Genomic DNA, 20899 nt, shown 5'->3' on the forward strand with positions numbered 1-20899 from the left:
AACGGGCGGGTTATTCCCGACGGCCGGTGTGAGTATTCAGACGGGGCACTAAGGCTGACCTTGCTAGACCGCTTGTTCGAATTCCGTCACAATGGTGTTGTGGAAATCGGAACCAAGGGTGCGAGCGTGGACGGCGGCGTTGCCGTCGTGCCCACGACGCTGCCCTCGGGCGACGGACACACCCGAACCGCGATCATCCGGTTGCTCCTCGAGGGTCCCACCACGGCCGGTCTGATCGGTACGCGGCTGGGCATCTCCGCCGCAGGCGTCCGCCGGCATCTGGACGCGCTGATCGACGCGGGCGACGCCGAGTCGACCGCGGCCGCGAGCTGGCAGCACAGCGGCCGGGGCCGTCCCGCGAAGCGCTTCCGCCTGACCGCCGCGGGCCGCAACAAGCTCGACCACACGTACGACGATCTGGCCGCGGCCGCGATGCGGCAGCTGCGCGAGATCGGCGGCGACGACGCCGTCCGCACGTTCGCCCGGCGTCGCATCGACACGATCCTGGCGGGCGTCGGCGACATCGACGAGGCAGCCGGCGAGGGCGTCGCCCATGCCGCCGACCGTGTCGCCACGGCGCTGACCAACGCCGGGTACGCCACCACCACCGCGCCGGTCCCCGGCCCGGTCGGCGGGGTGCAGATCTGTCAGCACCACTGCCCGGTGTCGCACGTCGCCGAGGAGTTCCCGGAACTGTGCAACGCCGAGCGCGAGGCCTTCGCCGAGATTCTGGGCACCCACGTCCAGCGGCTCGCGACCATCGTCAACGGCGACTGCGCCTGCACCACCCACGTCCCCGTGGCCGCCACCCAGCAGCACCCGCACGACCCTCGGCACTCAGCCCCCGCCGAGGCGACATCCGATCGACAAGCAGCCACCAATCAGCAAGGAGCGTCGACATGACGACCACCCCCGAGGCACCACAGCTGACCCAGGACGAGGCCATCGCGTCGCTGGGCACCTACGGCTACGGCTGGTCGGACTCCGACGTCGCCGGCGCCAGCGCGCAGCGCGGCCTGTCCGAGGCCGTCGTGCGCGACATCTCGTCGAAGAAGAGCGAGCCCGAGTGGATGCTCGACATGCGCCTCAAGGCGCTGCGCACCTTCGGCAAGAAGCCGATGCCCAACTGGGGCTCCGACCTCGAGGGCATCTTCTTCGACAACATCAAGTACTTCGTTCGGTCCAGCGAGAAGCAGGCCGCCACGTGGGACGACCTGCCCGCCGACATCAAGAACACCTACGACCGGCTCGGCATCCCCGAGGCGGAGAAGCAGCGCCTGGTGTCCGGCGTGGCCGCACAGTACGAGTCCGAGGTCGTCTACCACTCGATCCGCGAGGACCTCGAGGCCCAGGGCGTCATCTTCCTCGACACCGACTCCGCGCTGAAGCAGCACCCGGAGCTGTTCCGCGAGTACTTCGGCACGGTGATCCCGGCCGGTGACAACAAGTTCTCCGCGCTCAACACGGCGGTGTGGTCGGGTGGCTCGTTCATCTACGTCCCCAAGGGCGTCCACGTCGACATCCCGCTGCAGGCCTACTTCCGGATCAACACCGAGAACATGGGCCAGTTCGAGCGCACGCTGATCATCGTCGACGAGGACGCCTACGTGCACTACGTCGAGGGCTGCACCGCGCCGATCTACAAGAGCGACTCGCTGCACTCCGCGGTCGTCGAGATCATCGTCAAGCCCGGTGGCCGCTGCCGCTACACGACCATCCAGAACTGGTCGAACAACGTCTACAACCTGGTCACCAAGCGGGCGCGCGCCGAGGCAGGCGCCACCATGGAGTGGGTCGACGGCAACATCGGCTCCAAGGTCACCATGAAGTACCCGGCCGTGTGGATGACCGGTGAGCACGCCAAGGGCGAGGTGCTCTCGGTCGCGTTCGCCGGCGAGGGCCAGCACCAGGACACCGGCGCGAAGATGCTGCACCTAGCACCGAACACGTCGTCCAACATCGTGTCGAAGTCCGTCGCGCGCGGCGGCGGCCGGGCGTCCTACCGCGGACTGGTCCAGGTCAACAAGGGCGCGCACGGATCCAAGTCGAGCGTGAAGTGCGATGCGCTGCTGGTCGATTCGATCAGCCGCAGTGACACCTACCCCTACGTCGACATCCGCGAGGACGACGTGACGATGGGACACGAGGCGACGGTCTCCAAGGTCAGCGAGGACCAGCTGTTCTATCTGATGAGCCGCGGCATGACCGAGGACGAGGCCATGGCCATGGTGGTCCGCGGCTTCGTCGAGCCCATCGCCAAGGAACTCCCGATGGAGTACGCGCTCGAGCTGAACCGGCTCATCGAGCTCCAGATGGAAGGGGCCGTCGGATAGTGACCCAGGATCTGACAGCTGCGGTCGAAGGGGCCGCGAAGCCCGGCTCGTCGTTGGCCGGCGCCAACAAGGGCGAGATGTTCTCCTCGTTCGACGTCGACGCCTTCGAGGTGCCCGGCGGCCGCGACGAACTGTGGCGGTTCACGCCGCTGAAGCGGCTGCGCGGCCTGCACGACGGGTCCGCTCCCGCCACGGGATCGGCGCTCGTCGAGGTCACCGAGCGTCCCGGCGTCACCATCGAGTCGGTGCGCCGCGGCGACGAACGTCTCGGGCAGGGCGGCGTGCCCGCCGACCGCGTTGCGGCGCAGGCATTCTCGTCGTTCGAGGCGGCGACCATCGTCACCGTCGGCCGCGAGGTCGAGGTGGCCGAGCCCATCGAGATCGTCGTCACCGGACCTGGTGAGGGCGCGGTGGCGTACGGCCACCTGCAGATCCGGCTCGAGGAGATGGCGCGGGCCATCGTCGTCGTCGACCTGCGCGGCAGCGGCACCTACGCCGACAACGTCGAGATCATCGTCGGCGACGCAGCGGGCCTCGGCGTCATCTGGATCGCCGACTGGGCCGACGACGCGGTGCACGTCAGTGCGCACCACGCAAAGCTCGGCCGCGACGCGGTCCTGGGCCACGTCAACGTGACCCTCGGCGGCAACGTCGTGCGCACCTCGGCGACCGTGCGGTACACCGGGCCCGGCGGCGACGCCAAGCTGCTCGGCACCTACTTCGCCGACGACGGTCAGCACTTCGAGTCGCGCCTGCTGGTCGATCACTCGCAGCCGAACTGCAAGTCCGACGTGTTGTACAAGGGTGCGCTGCAGGGTGATCCGGACTCGGACCTCCCCGACGCGCACACCGTGTGGGTGGGCGACGTCCTCATCCGCGCCGAGGCGACCGGCACCGACACCTACGAGGCGAACCGCAACCTGGTGCTCACCGACGGCGCGCGCGCCGACTCGGTGCCGAACCTGGAGATCGAGACCGGCGAGATCATCGGCGCCGGACACGCCAGCGCCACGGGCCGTTTCGACGACGAGCAACTGTTCTACCTGCGGGCCCGGGGCATCCCCGAGGCCCAGGCGCGTCGCCTGGTGGTGCGTGGCTTCTTCGGCGAGATCATCGCCAAGATCGCCGTGCCCGCGGTGCGCGAGCGCCTGACCGAAGCCATCGAACGAGAACTAGCGATCACCGAAGCGAGAAGCAACTGATGACCACACTCGAAGTCAAGGACCTGCACGCCTCCGTCGTCTCCGCCGAGGGCGGTGACGACGTCGAGATCCTCAAGGGCGTGAACCTCACCGTGAAGTCGGGCGAGACTCATGCGGTCATGGGTCCCAACGGATCCGGCAAGTCGACCCTGTCGTACGCGATCGCCGGCCACCCCAAGTACACCGTCACGTCGGGGTCGATCACGCTCGACGGCGAGGACGTCCTCGCCATGAGCATCGACGAGCGCGCCCGTGCGGGTCTGTTCCTGGCGATGCAGTACCCCGTCGAGGTGCCCGGGGTGTCGATGTCGAACTTCCTGCGCACGGCCGCCACGGCGGTCCGCGGCGAGGCCCCCAAGCTGCGGCACTGGGTCAAGGAGGTCAAGGGTGCGATGAGCGACCTCGACATCGACCCGACGTTCAGCGAGCGCAGCGTCAACGAGGGATTCTCCGGCGGCGAGAAGAAGCGCCACGAGATCCTGCAGCTGGGCCTGCTCAAGCCGAAGATCGCGATCCTCGACGAGACCGACTCCGGCCTCGACGTCGACGCCCTGCGCATCGTCAGCGAGGGTGTGAACCGCTACGCCGAGGCCGAGAACGCCGGCGTCCTGCTGATCACGCACTACACCCGGATCCTGCGCTACATCCGCCCGCAGTTCGTCCACGTGTTCTTCGACGGCCGCATCGTCACCTCCGGTGGCCCGGAACTCGCCGACGAGCTGGAGGAGAACGGCTACGAGCGCTTCACGCAGGCTGCGGCCACGGGAGCCTGACGTGACGGCCACACGGTCCTCGGATCTGGGCCTGGACCTGGCCGGCATCCGAGCGGACTTCCCGATCCTCGGCAGGGTGATGCGGGGCGGGCACCAGCTGGCCTACCTGGACTCCGGTGCCACCTCGCAGAAGCCGCTCGCCGTCCTTGACGCCGAACGCGACTTCCTCATCACCTCCAACGGTGCGGTGCACCGCGGTGCGCACCAGCTGATGGAGGAGTCGACCGACGCCTACGAACAGGGCCGTGAGGACATCGCCCGCTTCGTCGGTGCCGACTCCGACGAGCTGGTGTTCACCAAGAACGCCACCGAGGCGATCAACCTGGTGTCGTACGCGCTGGGGGACAAGCGGTTCGACGGAGCGGTCGGACCCGGCGACGTCATCGTCACGACCGAACTCGAGCACCACGCGAATCTGGTGCCGTGGCAGGAACTCGCGCGGCGCACGGGTGCGACGCTGCGGTGGTACTCGGTCACCACGGACGGACCCGATGCCGGGCGCATCGACCTGGACTCGTTGGACCTCGACGAGCACGTGAAGGTCGTGGCCTTCAGCCACCACTCGAACGTCACCGGTGCGATCGCGCCCGTCGCCGAGATCGTCTCCCGGGCGAAGGCCGTCGGTGCGCTGACGGTCCTGGACGCCTGCCAGTCGGTGCCGCACCAGCCCGTCGACTTCCACGCGCTCGACGTCGACTTCGCCGCATTCTCCGGCCACAAGATGTTGGGGCCCACCGGAATCGGCGTCCTGTACGGCCGACGTGCGCTGCTGAATGCGCTACCACCGTTCCTGACCGGCGGCTCGATGATCGAGACGGTGACCATGGAGGCCACCACCTACGCTCCTGCGCCGCAGCGCTTCGAGGCGGGCACGCCGATGACGTCGCAGGTCGTCGGCTTGGCGGCCGCCGCGCGGTATCTCGACCGCATCGGCATGCGGGCCGTGCACGAGCACGAACGCGAGCTGGTGGCGGCGACGCTCGCCGGGCTCGCCGAGGTCGACGGCGTCCGCATCGTGGGTCCGCTGAGCACAGAACTGCGCGGCTCACCGGTCAGCTTCGTCGTCGACGGGGTGCACGCCCACGACGTGGGCCAGGTGCTCGACGACGACGGGGTGGCCGTGCGGGTGGGTCACCACTGCGCGTGGCCGCTGCACCGCCGGTTCGGCGTCGCCGCGACCGCGAGGGCCTCGTTCGCGGTGTACAACACGCTCGACGAGGTCGACCGGTTGGTGGCGGGTGTGCGACGGGCGATCGAGTTCTTCGCGTGAGAATGGAGCAGATGTACCAGGAGGTGATCCTGGACCACTACAAGCACCCGCATCACCGTGGCCTGCGCGAGCCGTTCGGCGCCGAGGTGCAGCACGTCAACCCCACGTGCGGCGACGAGGTGACGCTGCGCGTCGCGCTGTCGGACGACGGCGAGACGGTGACCGACGTGTCCTACGACGGGCAGGGCTGCTCGATCAGCCAGGCGTCGACGTCGGTGCTGACCGACCAGGTGATCGGGCAGAGCGTCGGCGCCGCACTGAAGACGGTCGCCGCGTTCACCGAGATGATCTCCTCGCGCGGCAACGTCGAGGGCGACGAGGACGTGATCGGCGACGGCATCGCCTTCGCCGGGGTGGCGAAGTACCCGGCGCGCGTGAAGTGCGCGCTGCTGGGCTGGATGGCGTTCAAGGATGCACTGGCGCAGGCCAGCGACGATGTGGAGGAACGACGATGAGTGACACTGCAGCGGCAGATCCGGGCACCGGCGCGGCCGCACCCGACGAGGAGTTCATGGCGGACCTCGAGGAGGCCATGCGCGACGTCGTCGACCCCGAACTCGGCATCAACGTCGTCGACCTCGGCCTGGTCTACGGGTTGAACGTCGAGCAGGCGGACGCCGGCAAGGTGGCGCTGATCGACATGACGCTGACCTCAGCGGCGTGCCCGCTCACGGACGTGATCGAGGACCAGTCGCGGACCGCTCTCGTCGGAACCGGCCTCGTCAAGGACATCAAGATCAACTGGGTGTGGAACCCGCCGTGGGGCCCGGACAAGATCACCGAGGACGGTCGCGAGCAGTTGCGCGCCCTCGGGTTCACCGTCTGACCTGAGCTGCCGCTAGGCGGCGACGCGGAATCTCACGACGTCCATCAGCAGGATGTCCCCATTGATGCGCCCCGGTAGTGGTGGTGCGTGTGAGTGGTGTGTGGCGCCGGTGGGTGTGGTGAGTTCGGTTGTGTGCTGGCCGTTTTCATCGGTCTGGGTGGTGGTGTGCCAGCCGGGTGCTTCCTTGGCGTAGTTGCACGCTTCGCACAACCCCTGGCCGTTGGCAGCGGTGGTGGGGCCGCCGCGGGCGGCGGGGGTGATGTGGTCGTGGTGGCGGATGGCGGCGTTGCAGTACGGGGTGCGGCAGGTGTCGTCGCGGAACTCGATGAACTTCCCCAGGGCGGTGGGGAAGCGGCGGGCGCGGGATTCCATCGCGACCAGCGCGCCGCTACTCGGGTGGCGGTAGAGGCGGCGCAGTGTGGCGGTGGAGCGTCGATCGTCGACCGCGTCGCGGATCAAGTGCCGCGCGACGGCGGCGGGGACGGGTCCGTGGCCGGGAATCCAGGCGGGTTCGGTGTCGCCGCCGAGCAGGGTCTCGTCGGTGATGACGAGGTCGACGGTGACCGGGACGGGAACGTCGGCGGGGCGGCCGGTGATGCGTTCGACGAGGGTGTCGGCCATGACCTGACCGCGTCCTCGGCCGTCACCGCAGACGTCGGCTTCGCGTTTGAGCGCGGCGTAGACCGAGACGCCTTGGGTGAGGGGGAGTAGGGCGGTGGCCCAGACCATGCCGTCGGCGGCGGGCCGGATCCAGAATCCGCGCTCGCCGGGTGCCTTCTTCGCGCGGTCGACGACGGCGTGGGGGTCGAGTCGGTAGGCGATCTTCTTGGCCTCGGCGGCGATCCGCGTGTCGCCCTTGCCGGCCAGCGCGGCCAGGTCGCCGCACATTTCGGCGTCCAGGGTGCGGCGGTCTTCGACGTCGAGGTACGCGGATTCGCGCACGATGAGGGTGCACCGCCACTCGGAGAGGACGCCCTGTTCCAGGGCGGCGAGTGTGCAGGGCATTTCGTGGATGAGGGCGCGGGCGAACCCGAGGTGCCGCCCGCCCATGGTGGGGGAGTCGTGGCGGGCCAACGCGATCTCCGAGGCCAACCCCTTGCCGCGTTTGTGGGCGGGTACCCCGCGGTCGGCTTCGGCGGCACGCCGCATGCCGTCGAGGGCGGCGGTCATGCGGGCCTGCGCGGCGGCGGCGGTGCACTTCAACTTTTCGAGGGCTTCGATGCGCTCGATCAGGCCGGCCTCGTCCACTGTGGTGGGGTCGAAGTCCAGCATGTCGAACATGTGTTCGATTCTACACCGGACGTCAGACACTCAATCCGTTTTCGGCGGTCGCGGTTGAGCACGTTTTCGCCCCGGTCGCCGCTGCTGACGGGGGCGACCGACTGACACGCGCCGTGAACTTCGCGTGAAACGCCTGGCGTCACGCCTCCCGACGAGGTACAGATTTCACGTGCCTCGCATCTCCCTCCCGCGCGCCATGGCCGCTGCCGGCGGCTCCGTGCTGCTGCTCGCCGCGGGCGCGATCCTCGCGATGCCCGCGCCTCCGGTGGCCGCCGATGCGTGCCCACCGAACGCGACCAAGGACTACCGCACCGGCGTGTGCATGCCGGTGCCGCCGTCGGACGTGATCGAGGAGACCACGCCCGTCGGCGGCGGGCTGCCCGAGATCGACGGCGTGCCCTGCACCGGCCAGAACTCCTACGAGTGCATCGGGCTCGCCGAGGAGGCCGAGGCGGCGGGACCCACGGCGGGACCCACCCCGGGCCGGACGATGACGGAGAGCAACACCCCGTAGCGTCGACGTCATGTCGGACGCCGAACACGTCGCGAGGTACACCTCGACCCGCCGCCAGCTGCGCGGAGTCGCCGAGAGCCTGATCGCCGGCCCGCAGTACCGATCGGCGGGCACGATCCGCCTGGCCGTCCGCCCCGATGGATTCGCCGCCGCCGCGCTGCCACTGGCGGTACACGGCGCCGACTTCACCTGGCAGGACGGCAGCGCCGCGCTCGCCGGTCCGGTCGACGCCCTCGCCGCCGCCGCAGGTCTGGACTACGGCCCGCCCGCCGGCGTCTACGCCCTCCGCGACCCGATGCCGATCGACACCGTCCTGACGATCGACCCGATCGCCGCCGAGCTGGTCCACCGCAGCCTCTACGCCGGCGGCTTCGCCCTCACCCAGGTGCTGCCCGACGGACACCCGGTGCTGTGGCCCGAACACTTCGACGTCGCGTGCGCCGCCGACGAGGTGAACTACGGCGTCTCCGCGGGCGACGACACCCATCCGATGCCCTACGCCTACGTCGCACCGTGGAACTGGGCCACGGCGCCACGCGCCGGCGACTTCTGGAATGCGCCCTTCGGCGCGGCGTACACCTTGGACCTCACCCGCGACGTCGACGCGCTGGCCGCCGACATCGTCGGCTTCCTGACCGACGGCAGGTCACGCGTCACCACGGGCTGAGCATCCCGGCCGACCGTTTGAGCACGCGGAGGCCGTGGAACAACCCAGTTGACGACGACGTTAGGAAGAGTGTGAGCACGCAAGACATCACCGCAGCCAAGTTCAACGAGACCATCACCGACAACGAGATCGTGTTGGTCGACTTCTGGGCGGAGTGGTGCGGGCCGTGCAAGGCCTTCGCACCCACCTTCACCGCGTCGTCGGACAAGCATCCCGACGTCGTGCACGCCAAGGTCGACACCGAGGCCGAGCCGGGTCTCGCCCAGGCCGCCGAGATCCAGGCGATCCCGACCCTGATGGCGTTCAAGAAGGGCCACATGGTGTTCCGGCACTCCGGAATGCTGCCGGCCAAGGAACTCGACAACGTGATCGCCAAGATCAAGGAGTTCGACGTCGAGGCGGCCATCGCCGCCGATGCGGGCTCCGAGCAGTCCTAGCCGACAGCACCGGATCGGGGACCGGCACGCGATAGCGTGCACCCCGTGAGTGACTCGCTGGTCCTGATCGACCGCCCGCGGCCGCACGTCGCACTGGTGACGCTCAACCGTCCCGAGCGGATGAACTCCATGGCGTTCGACGTCATGATCCCGCTGAAGGCGGCGCTCGACGAGCTGACGCACGACAACTCCGTCCGTGCGGTCGTCCTGACCGGCGCCGGGCGGGGATTCTCGTCGGGAGCCGATCACAAGTCCGCTGGTTCGGTGCCCCACGTCGACGGGCTGACGCGGCCGACGTTCGCGCTGCGCTCCATGGAGTTGCTCGACGACGTGATTCTCGCCATACGCAAGTTGCACCAACCGGTGATCGCCGCGGTCAACGGCGCTGCCATCGGTGGCGGTCTGTGCCTCGCGCTGGCATGCGACATCCGGCTCGCCGCGCAGGGCGCCTACTTCCGCGCCGCGGGCATCAACAACGGGCTGACGGCCAGCGAACTCGGCCTGTCCTACCTGCTACCTCGGGCGATCGGGGCGTCTCGCGCCTTCGAGGTGATGCTGACCGGCAGGGACGTCGACGCCGACGAGGCCGAGCGTATCGGCTTGGTGTCGCGCACCGTGCCGGGCGAGGAGCTGCTGGAGGCCTGCTACGACGTCGCGGACCGCATCGCGGCGTTCTCCCGGCCGGGGATCGAGTTGACCAAGCGCACGCTCTGGAGTGGACTGGACGCCGGTAGCCTGGAAGGTCACATGCAGGCCGAGGGCCTGGGTCAACTCTACGTGCGACTTCTCACCGCCAACTTCGAGGAAGCAGTCGCGGCGCGCGCCGAGAAACGACCCGCCGTCTTCACCGACGACAAGTAACGACACCGACAGAGGGGCAGGCAGCAGCGTGATCACCGCAACGGACCTGGAGGTCCGCGCCGGCGCGCGTACGTTGCTGTCCATCGAGGGCCCGGCGCTGCGCATCCAGCCCGGCGATCGGATCGGTCTCGTCGGCCGCAACGGCGCAGGCAAGACCACGACGATGCGCATCCTCGCCGGCGAGGGGGAGCCCTACGCGGGCAAGATCGACCGCACCGGGGAGATCGGCTACCTGCCGCAGGATCCCCGCGAGGGCGACCTCGACATGCTGGCTCGCGACCGGGTGCTCTCGGCGCGCGGCCTGGACACGCTGCTGTCGGATCTGGAGAAGCAGCAGACGATCATGGCCGAGGTCGCCGACGACGCCGCCCGCGACAAGGCCGTGCGCCGCTACGGCGAACTCGAGGAGCGGTTCGCCTCCCTCGGCGGGTACGCCGCCGAGAGCGAAGCGGGTCGCATCTGCGCCAGCCTCGGACTGCCGGAGCGCGTGCTGACCCAGGCGCTGCGCACCCTGTCCGGTGGCCAGCGCCGTCGCGTCGAGTTGGCGCGCATCCTGTTCGCGGCCTCCGACACCGGCTCGGGCTCCGACACCACGCTCCTGCTCGACGAGCCCACCAACCACCTCGACGCCGACTCGATCGGGTGGCTGCGCTCGTTCCTCCAGAGTCACACCGGCGGACTGGTCGTCATCAGCCACGACGTCGACCTGCTGGCCGACGTCGTGAACCGGGTGTGGTTCCTCGACGCGGTGCGCGGTGAGGCCGACGTCTACAACATGGGCTGGCAGAAGTACCTCGACGCCCGTGCGACCGACGAGCAGCGTCGCCGTCGCGAACGCGCCAACGCCGAGAAGAAGGCGTCGGCACTGCGGACGCAGGCCGCCAAGATGGGCGCCAAGGCGACCAAAGCCGTTGCCGCACAGAACATGTTGCGGCGTGCCGAGCGGATGATCGCCGAACTCGACGACGAACGGGTGGCCGACAAGGTCGCCAAGATCAGGTTCCCCACGCCCGCGGTGTGCGGTCGAACCCCGCTGGTCGGCAAGGGGCTCACCAAGACCTACGGCTCCCTGGAGATCTTCACCGGGGTCGACCTGGCGATCGACAAGGGTTCACGGGTCGTCGTCCTCGGTCTCAACGGCGCCGGAAAGACGACGCTGCTGCGCATTCTGGCGGGGGTGGAGAAGCAGGACGCGGGCGCGATCGAGCCGGGGCACGGCCTCAAACTCGGCTACTTCGCGCAGGAGCACGACACCATCGACGGGCTCGCGTCGGTCTGGGAGAACATCCGGCACGCCGCGCCCGACACCGGCGAGCAGGAACTGCGCAGCCTGCTGGGTGCCTTCATGTTCAGTGGCCCGCAGCTCGACCAGCCCGCGGGCACGCTGTCGGGCGGTGAGAAGACGCGGTTGGCGCTGGCGGGCCTGGTGGCGTCGACGGCGAACGTCCTGCTACTCGACGAACCGACCAACAACCTGGACCCCGCATCGCGTGAGCAGGTGCTCGACGCGCTGCGCAGCTATCAGGGTGCGGTGGTGCTGGTGACCCACGATCCGGGTGCCGCCGAGGCGCTGGAACCGCAACGGGTGGTGCTCCTCCCCGACGGCACGGAGGACTTCTGGTCCGACGAGTACCGGGAACTCATCGAATTGGCCTGATCCGTCCTGCCGGGCACCGCGAAGTCGCCTGCTCGGAGGTGGATTGAGGCTCCATTGCCCCGGGTACCTATGGGGCAATGAGCGCCTTGGAGGTAGAGATGAGAGATGGAAGCAAGCCGCGCGATCAACTGCTCGGCGAACTCCGCAGCGAATACGAAAAGGGTGCGAGCATCCGCTCGCTGGTCGCGAGCACCGGCAGGTCGTACGGCTCCATCCACGCCATGCTCCGCGAGTCGGGCACCACGATGCGCAGCCGCGGCGGTCCCAACCACCGCGCCCGCGGCTAGATTCACGCCCCTCGAATCACTGCTGACGAACGGACGCCTCGACGAGGTTCAGCACCGCGCCGAGGCGTTCCGTGTCGTCACCCGAGGCCAAGCGGGCGACCAGGCCGTCCAGCACCAGGTCCAAATAGGTCTGCAACACCTCGCTGGGCACGTCGTCGCGTAGGCGCCCAGCCTCCTTCTGCATCGCCAATCGTTCCGCGGTCGCCGTCGACAACTCCGCCGACCGCTCGGCCCACCCCTGGTTGAAGACCGGATCGTTGCGCAGCTTGCGCGCGATCTCCAGCCGGGTGGCGAGCCAATCGAACTGCTCCGGCGCGGCAAGCATGTCCCGCATCACCTGCACCAGACCCTCGCGCGCGGCCACGTCGGCCATTCGTTCGGCGTCTTCGTGCGCCAACTCGAAGAACAAGGTGTCCTTGTCCTTGAAGTGGTGGAAGATGGCGCCGCGCGACAGCCCGATCGTCTGCTCGAGCCGCCGCACGGTCGCCTTGTCGTACCCGTACTCCGCAAAGCACGTCCTGGCGCCGTCGAGGATCTGACGGCGCCGGGCCGCGAGATGGTCGTCGGTCACCCGGGGCAATGAATCGCCTTGTCTACTCTTCCGATGCCTGGCTCAGTTCGCCTTCAGCATGTTCCGCAGCACGTACTGCAGGATGCCGCCGTTGCGGTAGTAGTCGGCCTCGCCGGGGGTGTCGATGCGGACGACCGCGTCGAACTCCACCGTGTCACCACCCGACTTGGTCGCCGTCACGTGCACCGTCTTGGGCGTCTTGCCCTCGTTGAGCGCCTCGATGCCGGTGATGTCGAACGTCTCGGTGCCGTCCAGCTTCAGCGACGCCGCCGACTCGCCGGCAGGGAACTGCAGCGGGATGACGCCCATGCCGATCAGGTTCGACCGGTGGATGCGCTCGAACGACTCGGTGATGACCGCGCGCACGCCCAGCAGCGACGTGCCCTTGGCCGCCCAGTCGCGTGACGATCCGGAGCCGTACTCCTTGCCGCCCAGCACGACCAGGGGAGTGCCCTGCTTGGCGTAGTTCTGCGCCGCGTCGTAGATGAACGCCTGCGGCGCGTCGTCGGAGGTGAAGTCGCGCGTGTAGCCGCCCGACACGTCGTCGAGCAGCTGGTTCTTCAGCCGGATGTTCGCGAACGTGCCGCGGATCATCACCTCGTGGTTGCCACGGCGTGACCCGTAGGAGTTGTAGTTCGCCTTGTCGACGCCGTGCTCGTCGAGGTACTGCGCCGCGGGCGTGCCCGCCTTGATGTTGCCCGCCGGCGAGATGTGGTCGGTGGTGACCGAATCTCCGAGCAGCGCGAGGACGCGAGCGCCGCTGATGTCGGTGACCGGCTGGGGTTCGGCGGGCATGCCGTCGAAGTACGGGGGCTTGCGCACGTAGGTCGACTTGGGGTCCCACTCGAACGTGTCGCCGCTCGGGGTGGGCAGGTTGCGCCACCGGTCGTCGCCCTTGAACACGTCGGCGTAGTTCTTGCGGAACATTTCCTGGTTGATCGACGAGGCGATCGTGTCGGTGATCTCCTGCTGCGTCGGCCAGATGTCCTTGAGGAACACCTCGTTGCCCTGCTCGTCGGTGCCGAGCGCGTCGTGTTCGAAGTCGAAGTCCATCGTGCCGGCCAGCGCGTAGGCGATGACGAGCGGCGGGGACGCCAGGTAGTTCATCTTGACGTCCGGGTTGATGCGGCCCTCGAAATTGCGGTTGCCGGACAGGACGGCGGTGACCGACAGGTCGTTCTCGTTGATGGCCGCCGAGATCTCGTCGGAGAGCGGCCCGCTGTTGCCGATGCACGTGGTGCAGCCGTAGCCGACCAGGAAGAAGCCGAGCTTCTCGAGGTACGGCCACACGCCGGCCTTGTCGTAGTAGTCGGTGACGACCTGCGAGCCCGGAGCCATGGTGGTCTTGACCCACGGCTTGGTGGTCAGGCCCTTCTCGACGGCCTTCTTCGCCAAGAGGGCGGCGCCCATCATGACCTCGGGGTTCGACGTGTTGGTGCACGACGTGATCGCGGCGATCGCCACGGCGCCGTGGTCCAGCACGAACTGGCCGCGCTCGTCGGAGCGCACCGTGACGGGCTTGGTCGGACGGCCCTCGGCGTTGACCGCCGCGGAGTGCAGCGGCACCGAACCCTCGTCGGCGAAGCTCAGGGTCGCCGGATCGCTGGCGGGGAAGGTCTCCTCGACGGCCTCGTCGAGCTTGGTCTCGGGAGCTGGGTTGCCGTTGGTGACGTAGTTGTGAATGTCCTTGCGGAAGGCCGACTTCGCGTCGTCGAGCGCGATGCGGTCCTGCGGGCGCTTCGGGCCGGCGATCGACGGCACCACGTCGGACAGGTCCAGTTCGAGGTACTCCGAGAACTTCGGCTCGCGGCTCGGGTCGTGCCACATGCCCTGCGCCTTGGCGTACGCCTCGACCAGTGCCAGCTGCTGCTCGTCGCGGCCGGTCATGCGGAGGTAGTCGATGGTCACCTCGTCGATCGGGAAGATCGCTGCGGTGGAACCGAATTCCGGGCTCATGTTGCCGAGGGTGGCGCGGTTGGCCAGCGGCACCTCGGACACGCCTTCGCCGTAGAACTCGACGAACTTGCCGACGACGCCGTGCTTGCGCAGCATCTCGGTGACGGTGAGGACGACGTCGGTCGCGGTGACGCCCGGGCGGCGCTCGCCACTGAGCTTGAAGCCGACGACGCGTGGGATGAGCATCGACACGGGCTGGCCCAGCATCGCGGCTTCCGCCTCGATGCCGCCGACGCCCCAGCCGAGCACGCCGAGGCCGTTCTCCATCGTCGTGTGGGAGTCGGTGCCCACGCAGGTGTCCGGGTACGCCACGCCGTCACGCGTCATCACGACGCTGGCGAGGTACTCGATGTTGACCTGGTGCACGATGCCGGTGCCCGGGGGGACGACCTTGAAGTCGTCGAAGGCGCCCTGGCCCCAGCGCAGGAACTGGTAGCGCTCGCCGTTGCGCTCGTACTCGATCTCGACGTTGCGCTCGAAGGCGTCGGCGGTGCCGAAGAGGTCGGCGATCACGGAGTGGTCGATCACCAGGTCGGCCGGCGCGAGCGGGTTGACCTTCTGCCGGTCGCCGCCCAGGTCGCCGACGGCCTCGCGCATGGTGGCCAGGTCGACGATGCACGGCACGCCGGTGAAGTCCTGCATGATGACGCGGGCCGGCGTGAACTGGATCTCGACGCTCGGGTCGGCGGAGGGATCCCAGCTCGCGATCGCCTCGATGTGTTCCTTGGTGATGTTGGCGCCGTCTTCGGTGCGAAGCAGGTTCTCCGCCAGCACCTTCAGGCTGTAGGGAAGCTTTTCGGTACCGGGTACCGCATCCAGTCGGTAGATCTCGTAGCTCTCGTCGCCGACCGTCAAGGTGTCGTGCGCGGAGAATGAATCAACTGAGTTGTTAATGGCCACCGTAACTCCCGTGTAGTCGTCGCCGCGACGGGGCTGTGTCGGCGGCGCTTCGATTTCCTACAGTACGCTTGTCCTTTTAAGCTTCCAAGGGCGGGGTCCAGTCTGGTCTCCGACAGCGCGTGTTGCCAGTCGATCGACCGCCCATCACGTAATCTCCCCGTCATGGGCGAGTGGAGCGACGGGGGATGGGCAGTGACCGGGCCTCACGTCATCCCGCAACTGCCGGCGTACATCCCGCCGGACGTGGACATGGTGGCCGTCAACGCCGCGGTCGGCGCCGACGGCGTGAGCGCCCCCGCGGCCGACGTTCCGGCACTCAAACAGGTCGTCGCCGAGGCGGAGTCCAAGGGCATCGACCTGAAGATCGTCGTCATCGCCACCAACCCGCCCATCGACACTCCGCTGCGCGACATCGCCACCGAGGTCGGTCAGGCTCATCCCGGCTCGACGGTGCTCGCACTCAGCCCGTCGTTCGCCGGCACCTACAGCACGCAGTTCGACAGGGTGACCCTCGAGGCCGGTCAGGACGTGGCCAAGGGTGGCAATCCGGTCCTGTCATCGCAGAACTTCGTCGGCGAACTCGGCGCATCGCACTTCCCGTGGACGGGATTCACGATCGTGCTCCTGGCCGGCGTCCTCGCGGCGGTGGCCGCGACGCGCGCGCTGCAGGTCCGCGCGAGGCGCGCGGTCAGCGCGCCGGGCGGGTCCAGCGACCCCGAGGGCTCCGCCGCACCCGTCGGCTGAGCCGAATTCGGCAGTACGGGAATTCGTTGATAACCGTTCGGTAACAACGGTTTCAATTACAAGTTTGTAGTTCGCTACGAACGTTTCATTGGCGCTTTTTGTGACGTACGGTGCAGAAGGTGCTTGGTGTTGCAGTAGTGCTCAATGTGGCTCGTGTGACCAAGGACCCGACGGACGCCACCATGCGTTCGCGCCGAGCCCGAGGAGACCGGAGTCCCATGAGACGCATCACGAGCGCCTCTGCGCACCGCCTGTGCGGCCGCGTCGGCGCGTGTTCTCTATCCTTCGCGTTCCTCGTCGCCACGGTGTTCAGCCACGGCCCGGGGATGGCCGTGGCTGACCCGGGCGGCTCGGACGGGATCGCCCCGCTTGTCGCCGCCGTCGCCAACGCCGACCAGAAGCTCCAGGACCTCGGGGCCGCGATCCAGACTCAGCAGGAGAGCGTCAACCAGGCGCTGGTCGGAGTACAGAACGCCCGTGACACCGCCGCGGCCGCGCAGCACGACGTCGAGGTCGGCCAGACCGGGGTCAAGGAAGCGAATGCGGCCATCGGCGCCGCGCAGAAGCGGTTCGACACCTTCGCCGCGTCCACGTACGTGAACGGACCGTCGGCCGCCTACGTCACGGCCTCCGATCCCGCGGACATCCTCACCACGGCATCGACCGGGCAGACGCTGTCGATGTCGTCGCAGCAGATCATGGCGGACCTGCAGCGGGCCAGGACCGAGCAGGTCAACCGCGAGTCGGCCGCCCGGATGGCCAAGCAGAAGGCCGACCAGGCCGTCGTCGACGCAGAGGCCAGCCAGGCCAACGCGGTCACCGCGCTGACCCAGGCGCAGCAGACCTTCAAGGAGCAGCAGGTGCAACTCGACCAGCTCGCCGCCGAGAGGTCCGCAGCCCAAGCGAAACTCGCCGCCGCACGGGAGTGGTCCGCACCGGTCGGCCCCGCCGCGCCGGCCCGCCCGCAGGCCGCCTCGACCGGAGCCGCCGCACCGGCCACCGACTGGGATCGGGTACCCGGCGCCGCCGCGCCCTCACAGGCCCCGGCCGGTGAGAAGTGGGCCACCGGTTGGGATCCCACGCTCCCGGCGATTCCGAGCGCATTCGTCAGTGGCGACCCGATCGCGATCATCAACGCGATCCTCGGGATCGCTCAGACCTCCACGCAGGCGACCCAGCAGATGGGTCGCACCTTCCTGCAGAAGCTCGGCATCCTGCCCACCCCGACCGGTCTGACCAACGGCGCCATCCCACGCGTCTACGGCCGTCAGGCCACCGAGTACGTGATCAGGCGCGGCATGGCCGTCATGGGCACGCCATACTCCTGGGGCGGTGGCAACGCCGCGGGCGCCAGCCGCGGAATCGACTCGGGCGCAGGCACGGTCGGCTTCGACTGCTCGGGGCTGATGCTGTACATGTTCGCCGGCGTCGGCATCAAGCTCGACCACTATTCCGGCTCCCAGTACAACGCCGGACGCAAGATCCCGTCCTCGCAAATGCGCCGTGGGGACATGCTGTTCTGGGGGCCCAACGCAAGCCAGCACGTCGCGATGTACCTCGGCGACGGCCAGATGCTCGAGGCGCCGTACACCGGGTCGACGGTCAAGATCTCGCCCGTCCGCACCAGTGGGATGACGCCCTACGCGACCCGACTCGTCGAATGGTGACCCACCTTGCTGCCTGAGCCGATCGCCCGCACCGTGAAGGCCGTGGTGCTGGTCCTGAGCGCCTGCGCGGTGGTGCTCGGCACCGCGATGCCCGCGTTGGCCGCGCCCGACGACGGCCAGTGGGATCCGACGCTGCCCAAGACGGTCAGTTCGGGCGCGCCCGGTGACCCCGTGGCCGCGGCCAACGCGGCGTTCGAAGTCAGCCAGATCGCGCTGCAGACCACCCAGAGCCTCGGGTCGCAGTTCCTGCAGACCATCGGACTCGCCCCGAAGCCCGCCGCAGGCGTATCGCCCGGGGCACGGGTCCGCGGGCCGGCGGCCATCGAGTACGTCATCCGGCGCGGAGGCTCTCAGATCGGCGTGCCCTACTCGTGGGGCGGCGGCGCGCTCAACGGCCCCAGTGCCGGTGTCGACTACGACGCCGGGAAGATCGGCTACGACTGCTCGGGCTTCACCCGGTACGCGTTCGCCGGCGTCGGCGTCCAGATCCCCAAGTACTCGGGCGACCAGTACAACACCGGCCGCAAGGTGCCGCAGTCGCAGGCGAAGCGCGGCGACCTGTTGTTCTGGGGGCCCGGCGGCAGCCAGCACGTGGCCATCTACCTCGGCGGCGGCAAGATGCTCGAGGCGTCCGGCAGCGGCGAGCAGGTCAAGGTCAGCCCCCTGCGCACCGCCGGACTGCAGCCGTATCTGGCCCGCATCATCGAGTCCTGACCCACCCTCGGGCGGGACGCGCCGCGACCGGCGACGTCGACGGAATCCGAAGTGCCTGGAATAGTTGACGAGAGCGCCCGCCGCCAGGCCGGGCGAGGTCGGCCCCATGGGCCCGACGCGAACTACGTTGGAGGATGCTTGATGACGTCACCGAGTGGGCCGACCCAGGGCGCCGGAGGCTTCCCCGGCCCCGGCCAGGCGCAGGGTTACCCCGGCGGTCCGCAGCAGACGCCGCCCGCGAGTTCCGGCCTGCAGGCCGAGGTGCACACGCTGGAGCGGGCGATCTTCGAGGTGAAGCGCATCATCGTCGGCCAGGACCAACTTCTCGAGCGCATGCTGGTCGGCCTGCTCGCCAAGGGACACGTCCTGCTCGAGGGCGTCCCTGGCGTCGCCAAGACCCTCGCCGTCGAGACGTTCGCCAAGGTCGTCGGCGGTAGCTTCGCGCGCATCCAGTTCACCCCCGACCTGGTGCCCACCGACATCGTCGGCACCCGGATCTACCGCGTGGGCAAGGAGGAGTTCGACACCGAGATCGGCCCGGTCATGGTGAACTTCCTCCTCGCCGACGAGATCAACCGCGCACCCGCCAAGGTCCAGTCCGCGCTGCTGGAGGTCATGGCCGAGCGCAAGGTGTCGATCGGCGGCAAGACGTTCCCGCTGCCCAACCCGTTCCTGGTCATGGCCACGCAGAACCCCATCGAGCAGGAGGGCGTCTACGCACTGCCCGAGGCGCAGCGCGACCGCTTCCTGTTCAAGCTGAACATCGACTACCCGTCGCCCGAGGAAGAGCGCGAGATCATCTACCGGATGGGCGTCACCCCGCCCACGCCGAAGCAGATCCTCAACCCCGACGACCTGCTGCGCCTGCAGGGCGTCGCGTCCGGCGTCTTCGTCCACCACGCCCTGGTCGACTACGTGGTCCGCATCGTCACCGCGACGCGCGAGCCGGAGAAGTTCGGCATGCCCGACGCCAAGGCGTGGATCGCGTACGGCGCGTCGCCCCGCGCGTCGCTGGGCATCATCGCCGCGTCGCGTGCGCTGGCCTTGATCCGCGGCCGTGACTACGTCATCCCCAACGACGTCGTCGAGATCATCCCGGACGTGTTGCGCCACCGCCTCGTGCTGACCTACGACGCGCTCGCCGACGAGGTGTCCGCGGAGACGGTCGTCAACCGGATCCTGCAGACTGTCGCCCTGCCCCAGGTGAACGCCATTCCGCAGCAAGGGCATTCGGTGGCGCCCGCTGCACCCGCCGCAGCGGCAGCGGCCAGCGGTCGGTGACCCGGCCCAAGACCCGGACGGTCGATCTACCGTCGCTGCAACGGGGTCAGATCCGCGACCCCGAGTTGTCGGCGGCGCTGCGCAAGCTCGAGTTGCAGGTGCGCCGCAAGCTCGACGGGGTGCTGCACGGCGACCACCAGGGGCTCATCCCGGGCCCGGGGTCCGAGCCGGGGGAGTCGCGGATCTACCAGCCCGGCGACGACGTCCGGCGGATGGACTGGTCGGTGACGGCCCGCACCACCACCCCGCACGTCCGTCAGATGATCGCGGACCGCGAGCTGGAGACGTGGCTGGTGGTCGACGTCTCGGCGAGCCTGGACTTCGGCACGGCGGGGTGCGAGAAGCGCGACCTGGCGGTGGCCGCGGCCGCGGCCGTCGCGTTCCTCAACAGCGGCGGCGGCAACCGGCTCGGTGCGGTGATCACCAACGGCGACACCACCAAGCGCATCCCCGCCCTGTCGGGCCGGATGCACGAGCACGAATTGCTCGCCGCCATCGCGACGATGCCCAAGGCGCCGGCCGGCGTCCGCGGCGACCTCGCCACGGCCATCGACGCGCTGCGCAGGCCGGAACGCCGGCGCGGCATGGCGGTGATCATCAGTGACTTCCTCGGTCCCATCAACTGGATGAAGCCGCTGCGCGCCATCGCCGGACGGCACGAGGTGCTCGGCATCGAGGTCATCGACCCGCGCGACGTCGAACTGCCCGACGTGGGCGAGGTGATCCTGCAGGACACCGAATCCGGTGTCACACGCGAGTTCACGATCGACGCGCAACTGCGTGAGGACTTCGCCAAGGCGGCCGAGGTGCAGCGAACCGAGGTGGCCCGCACGCTGCGGCGGTGCGACGCCCCACTGCTGACGCTGCGGACCGACCGCGACTGGATCGCCGATGTCGTCAGGTTCGTGGCGAACCGCCGGCTGGCGTTCAGGTAGATCGATCAGCGCGCGACGAGACT

The 20899-nt window shown here is 68.8% G+C and carries 21 protein-coding genes; 18 read left to right on the forward strand and 3 right to left on the reverse strand.

What is annotated here, in order from left to right:
* Window positions 1–105: 105 nt before the first annotated feature.
* Genes G6N64_RS18895 through G6N64_RS18925 form a run of 7 tightly spaced genes read left to right on the forward strand, consistent with a single transcriptional unit; the run spans window position 106 to window position 6404 of the window.
* Window positions 106–903: a helix-turn-helix transcriptional regulator gene (locus G6N64_RS18895; protein WP_163801937.1), complete on the forward strand. Its 798-nt coding sequence runs from the start codon at window positions 106–108 to the stop codon at window positions 901–903.
* Window positions 900–2333, forward strand: coding sequence for a Fe-S cluster assembly protein SufB (sufB, locus tag G6N64_RS18900; protein ID WP_163798700.1), 1434 nt, complete (start codon window positions 900–902; stop codon window positions 2331–2333). Before G6N64_RS18895 ends, sufB begins: the two co-directional genes overlap by 4 nt.
* Entirely contained in the window at window positions 2333–3535 is a 1203-nt protein-coding gene (gene sufD / locus G6N64_RS18905) for a Fe-S cluster assembly protein SufD (protein WP_163798702.1), read from the forward strand. Before sufB ends, sufD begins: the two co-directional genes overlap by 1 nt.
* On the forward strand, window positions 3535–4308 hold the full coding sequence (gene sufC, locus G6N64_RS18910) for a Fe-S cluster assembly ATPase SufC (protein ID WP_163798704.1): 774 nt from the start codon (window positions 3535–3537) through the stop codon (window positions 4306–4308). The genes sufD and sufC overlap by 1 nt, the downstream gene beginning before the upstream one ends.
* Before the next feature lies 1 nt (window position 4309).
* A complete protein-coding gene (locus G6N64_RS18915; RefSeq protein ID WP_163798706.1) occupies window positions 4310–5578 on the forward strand; it encodes a cysteine desulfurase in 1269 nt (422 codons plus the stop codon).
* Window positions 5575–6033, forward strand: a complete 459-nt coding sequence (sufU, locus tag G6N64_RS18920; RefSeq protein ID WP_163798708.1) for a Fe-S cluster assembly sulfur transfer protein SufU — start codon at window positions 5575–5577, stop codon at window positions 6031–6033. Before G6N64_RS18915 ends, sufU begins: the two co-directional genes overlap by 4 nt.
* Window positions 6030–6404 carry a metal-sulfur cluster assembly factor gene (locus tag G6N64_RS18925; RefSeq protein ID WP_163798710.1) on the forward strand — a complete coding sequence of 125 codons (375 nt, stop codon included), beginning with the start codon at window positions 6030–6032 and terminating at the stop codon, window positions 6402–6404. Before sufU ends, G6N64_RS18925 begins: the two co-directional genes overlap by 4 nt.
* A gap of 12 nt (window positions 6405–6416) precedes the next feature.
* Here G6N64_RS18925 and G6N64_RS18930 read toward each other — a convergent pair whose 3' ends face one another.
* The gene (locus G6N64_RS18930) at window positions 6417–7685 is read right to left on the reverse strand and encodes an HNH endonuclease (RefSeq protein WP_163798711.1); all 1269 of its coding nucleotides are present in this window, start codon (window positions 7683–7685) and stop codon (window positions 6417–6419) included.
* A 169-nt stretch (window positions 7686–7854) separates the two neighbouring features.
* Between G6N64_RS18930 and G6N64_RS18935 the strand changes: the two genes are divergently transcribed.
* The 6 genes from G6N64_RS18935 to G6N64_RS18960 all read left to right on the forward strand — a co-directional run bounded on the left by G6N64_RS18935 (window position 7855) and on the right by G6N64_RS18960 (window position 12108).
* Window positions 7855–8199 carry an intersectin-EH binding protein Ibp1 gene (locus G6N64_RS18935; protein WP_163798713.1) on the forward strand — a complete coding sequence of 115 codons (345 nt, stop codon included), beginning with the start codon at window positions 7855–7857 and terminating at the stop codon, window positions 8197–8199.
* Window positions 8200–8209: 10 nt separating this feature from the next.
* Window positions 8210–8866, forward strand: coding sequence for a hypothetical protein (locus tag G6N64_RS18940; protein WP_163798715.1), 657 nt, complete (start codon window positions 8210–8212; stop codon window positions 8864–8866).
* Window positions 8867–8937: 71 nt separating this feature from the next.
* A complete protein-coding gene (gene trxA, locus G6N64_RS18945) occupies window positions 8938–9303 on the forward strand; it encodes a thioredoxin (RefSeq protein WP_163798717.1) in 366 nt (121 codons plus the stop codon).
* 36 nt (window positions 9304–9339) lie between these two features.
* Window positions 9340–10164: an enoyl-CoA hydratase gene (locus tag G6N64_RS18950; RefSeq protein ID WP_163798719.1), complete on the forward strand. Its 825-nt coding sequence runs from the start codon at window positions 9340–9342 to the stop codon at window positions 10162–10164.
* 28 nt (window positions 10165–10192) lie between these two features.
* Complete coding sequence (locus G6N64_RS18955) at window positions 10193–11821, forward strand: ABC-F family ATP-binding cassette domain-containing protein (protein WP_163798721.1); 1629 nt, start codon at window positions 10193–10195, stop codon at window positions 11819–11821.
* A gap of 98 nt (window positions 11822–11919) precedes the next feature.
* Window positions 11920–12108, forward strand: coding sequence for a helix-turn-helix domain-containing protein (locus G6N64_RS18960; RefSeq protein WP_163798723.1), 189 nt, complete (start codon window positions 11920–11922; stop codon window positions 12106–12108).
* Window positions 12109–12124: 16 nt separating this feature from the next.
* Here the strand turns inward: G6N64_RS18960 and G6N64_RS18965 are convergent, their stop codons facing one another.
* A complete protein-coding gene (locus tag G6N64_RS18965; RefSeq protein ID WP_163798725.1) occupies window positions 12125–12688 on the reverse strand; it encodes a TetR/AcrR family transcriptional regulator in 564 nt (187 codons plus the stop codon).
* Window positions 12689–12721: 33 nt separating this feature from the next.
* Window positions 12722–15529 (reverse strand): aconitate hydratase, encoded by a 2808-nt coding sequence (locus G6N64_RS18970; protein ID WP_220100571.1) that lies wholly within the window; start codon window positions 15527–15529, stop codon window positions 12722–12724.
* A 198-nt stretch (window positions 15530–15727) separates the two neighbouring features.
* Here G6N64_RS18970 and G6N64_RS18975 point away from each other — a divergent pair, with 198 nt between their 5' ends.
* From G6N64_RS18975 to G6N64_RS18995, 5 genes are all read left to right on the forward strand, one after another.
* On the forward strand, window positions 15728–16279 hold the full coding sequence (locus G6N64_RS18975; RefSeq protein WP_163798729.1) for an Rv1476 family membrane protein: 552 nt from the start codon (window positions 15728–15730) through the stop codon (window positions 16277–16279).
* 218 nt (window positions 16280–16497) lie between these two features.
* Complete coding sequence (gene ripA / locus G6N64_RS18980) at window positions 16498–17946, forward strand: NlpC/P60 family peptidoglycan endopeptidase RipA (RefSeq protein WP_163798731.1); 1449 nt, start codon at window positions 16498–16500, stop codon at window positions 17944–17946.
* 87 nt (window positions 17947–18033) lie between these two features.
* On the forward strand, window positions 18034–18660 hold the full coding sequence (gene ripB, locus G6N64_RS18985) for an NlpC/P60 family peptidoglycan endopeptidase RipB (protein WP_163801938.1): 627 nt from the start codon (window positions 18034–18036) through the stop codon (window positions 18658–18660).
* Window positions 18661–18801: 141 nt separating this feature from the next.
* The gene (gene moxR1 / locus G6N64_RS18990) at window positions 18802–19941 is read left to right on the forward strand and encodes a chaperone MoxR1 (protein ID WP_163798733.1); all 1140 of its coding nucleotides are present in this window, start codon (window positions 18802–18804) and stop codon (window positions 19939–19941) included.
* On the forward strand, window positions 19938–20876 hold the full coding sequence (locus G6N64_RS18995; RefSeq protein WP_163798734.1) for a DUF58 domain-containing protein: 939 nt from the start codon (window positions 19938–19940) through the stop codon (window positions 20874–20876). The genes moxR1 and G6N64_RS18995 overlap by 4 nt, the downstream gene beginning before the upstream one ends.
* The last annotated feature ends 23 nt before the right edge of the window (window positions 20877–20899 follow it).

The organism is Mycolicibacterium sediminis, assembly GCF_010731735.1.
GTDB lineage: Bacteria > Actinomycetota > Actinomycetes > Mycobacteriales > Mycobacteriaceae > Mycobacterium > Mycobacterium sediminis.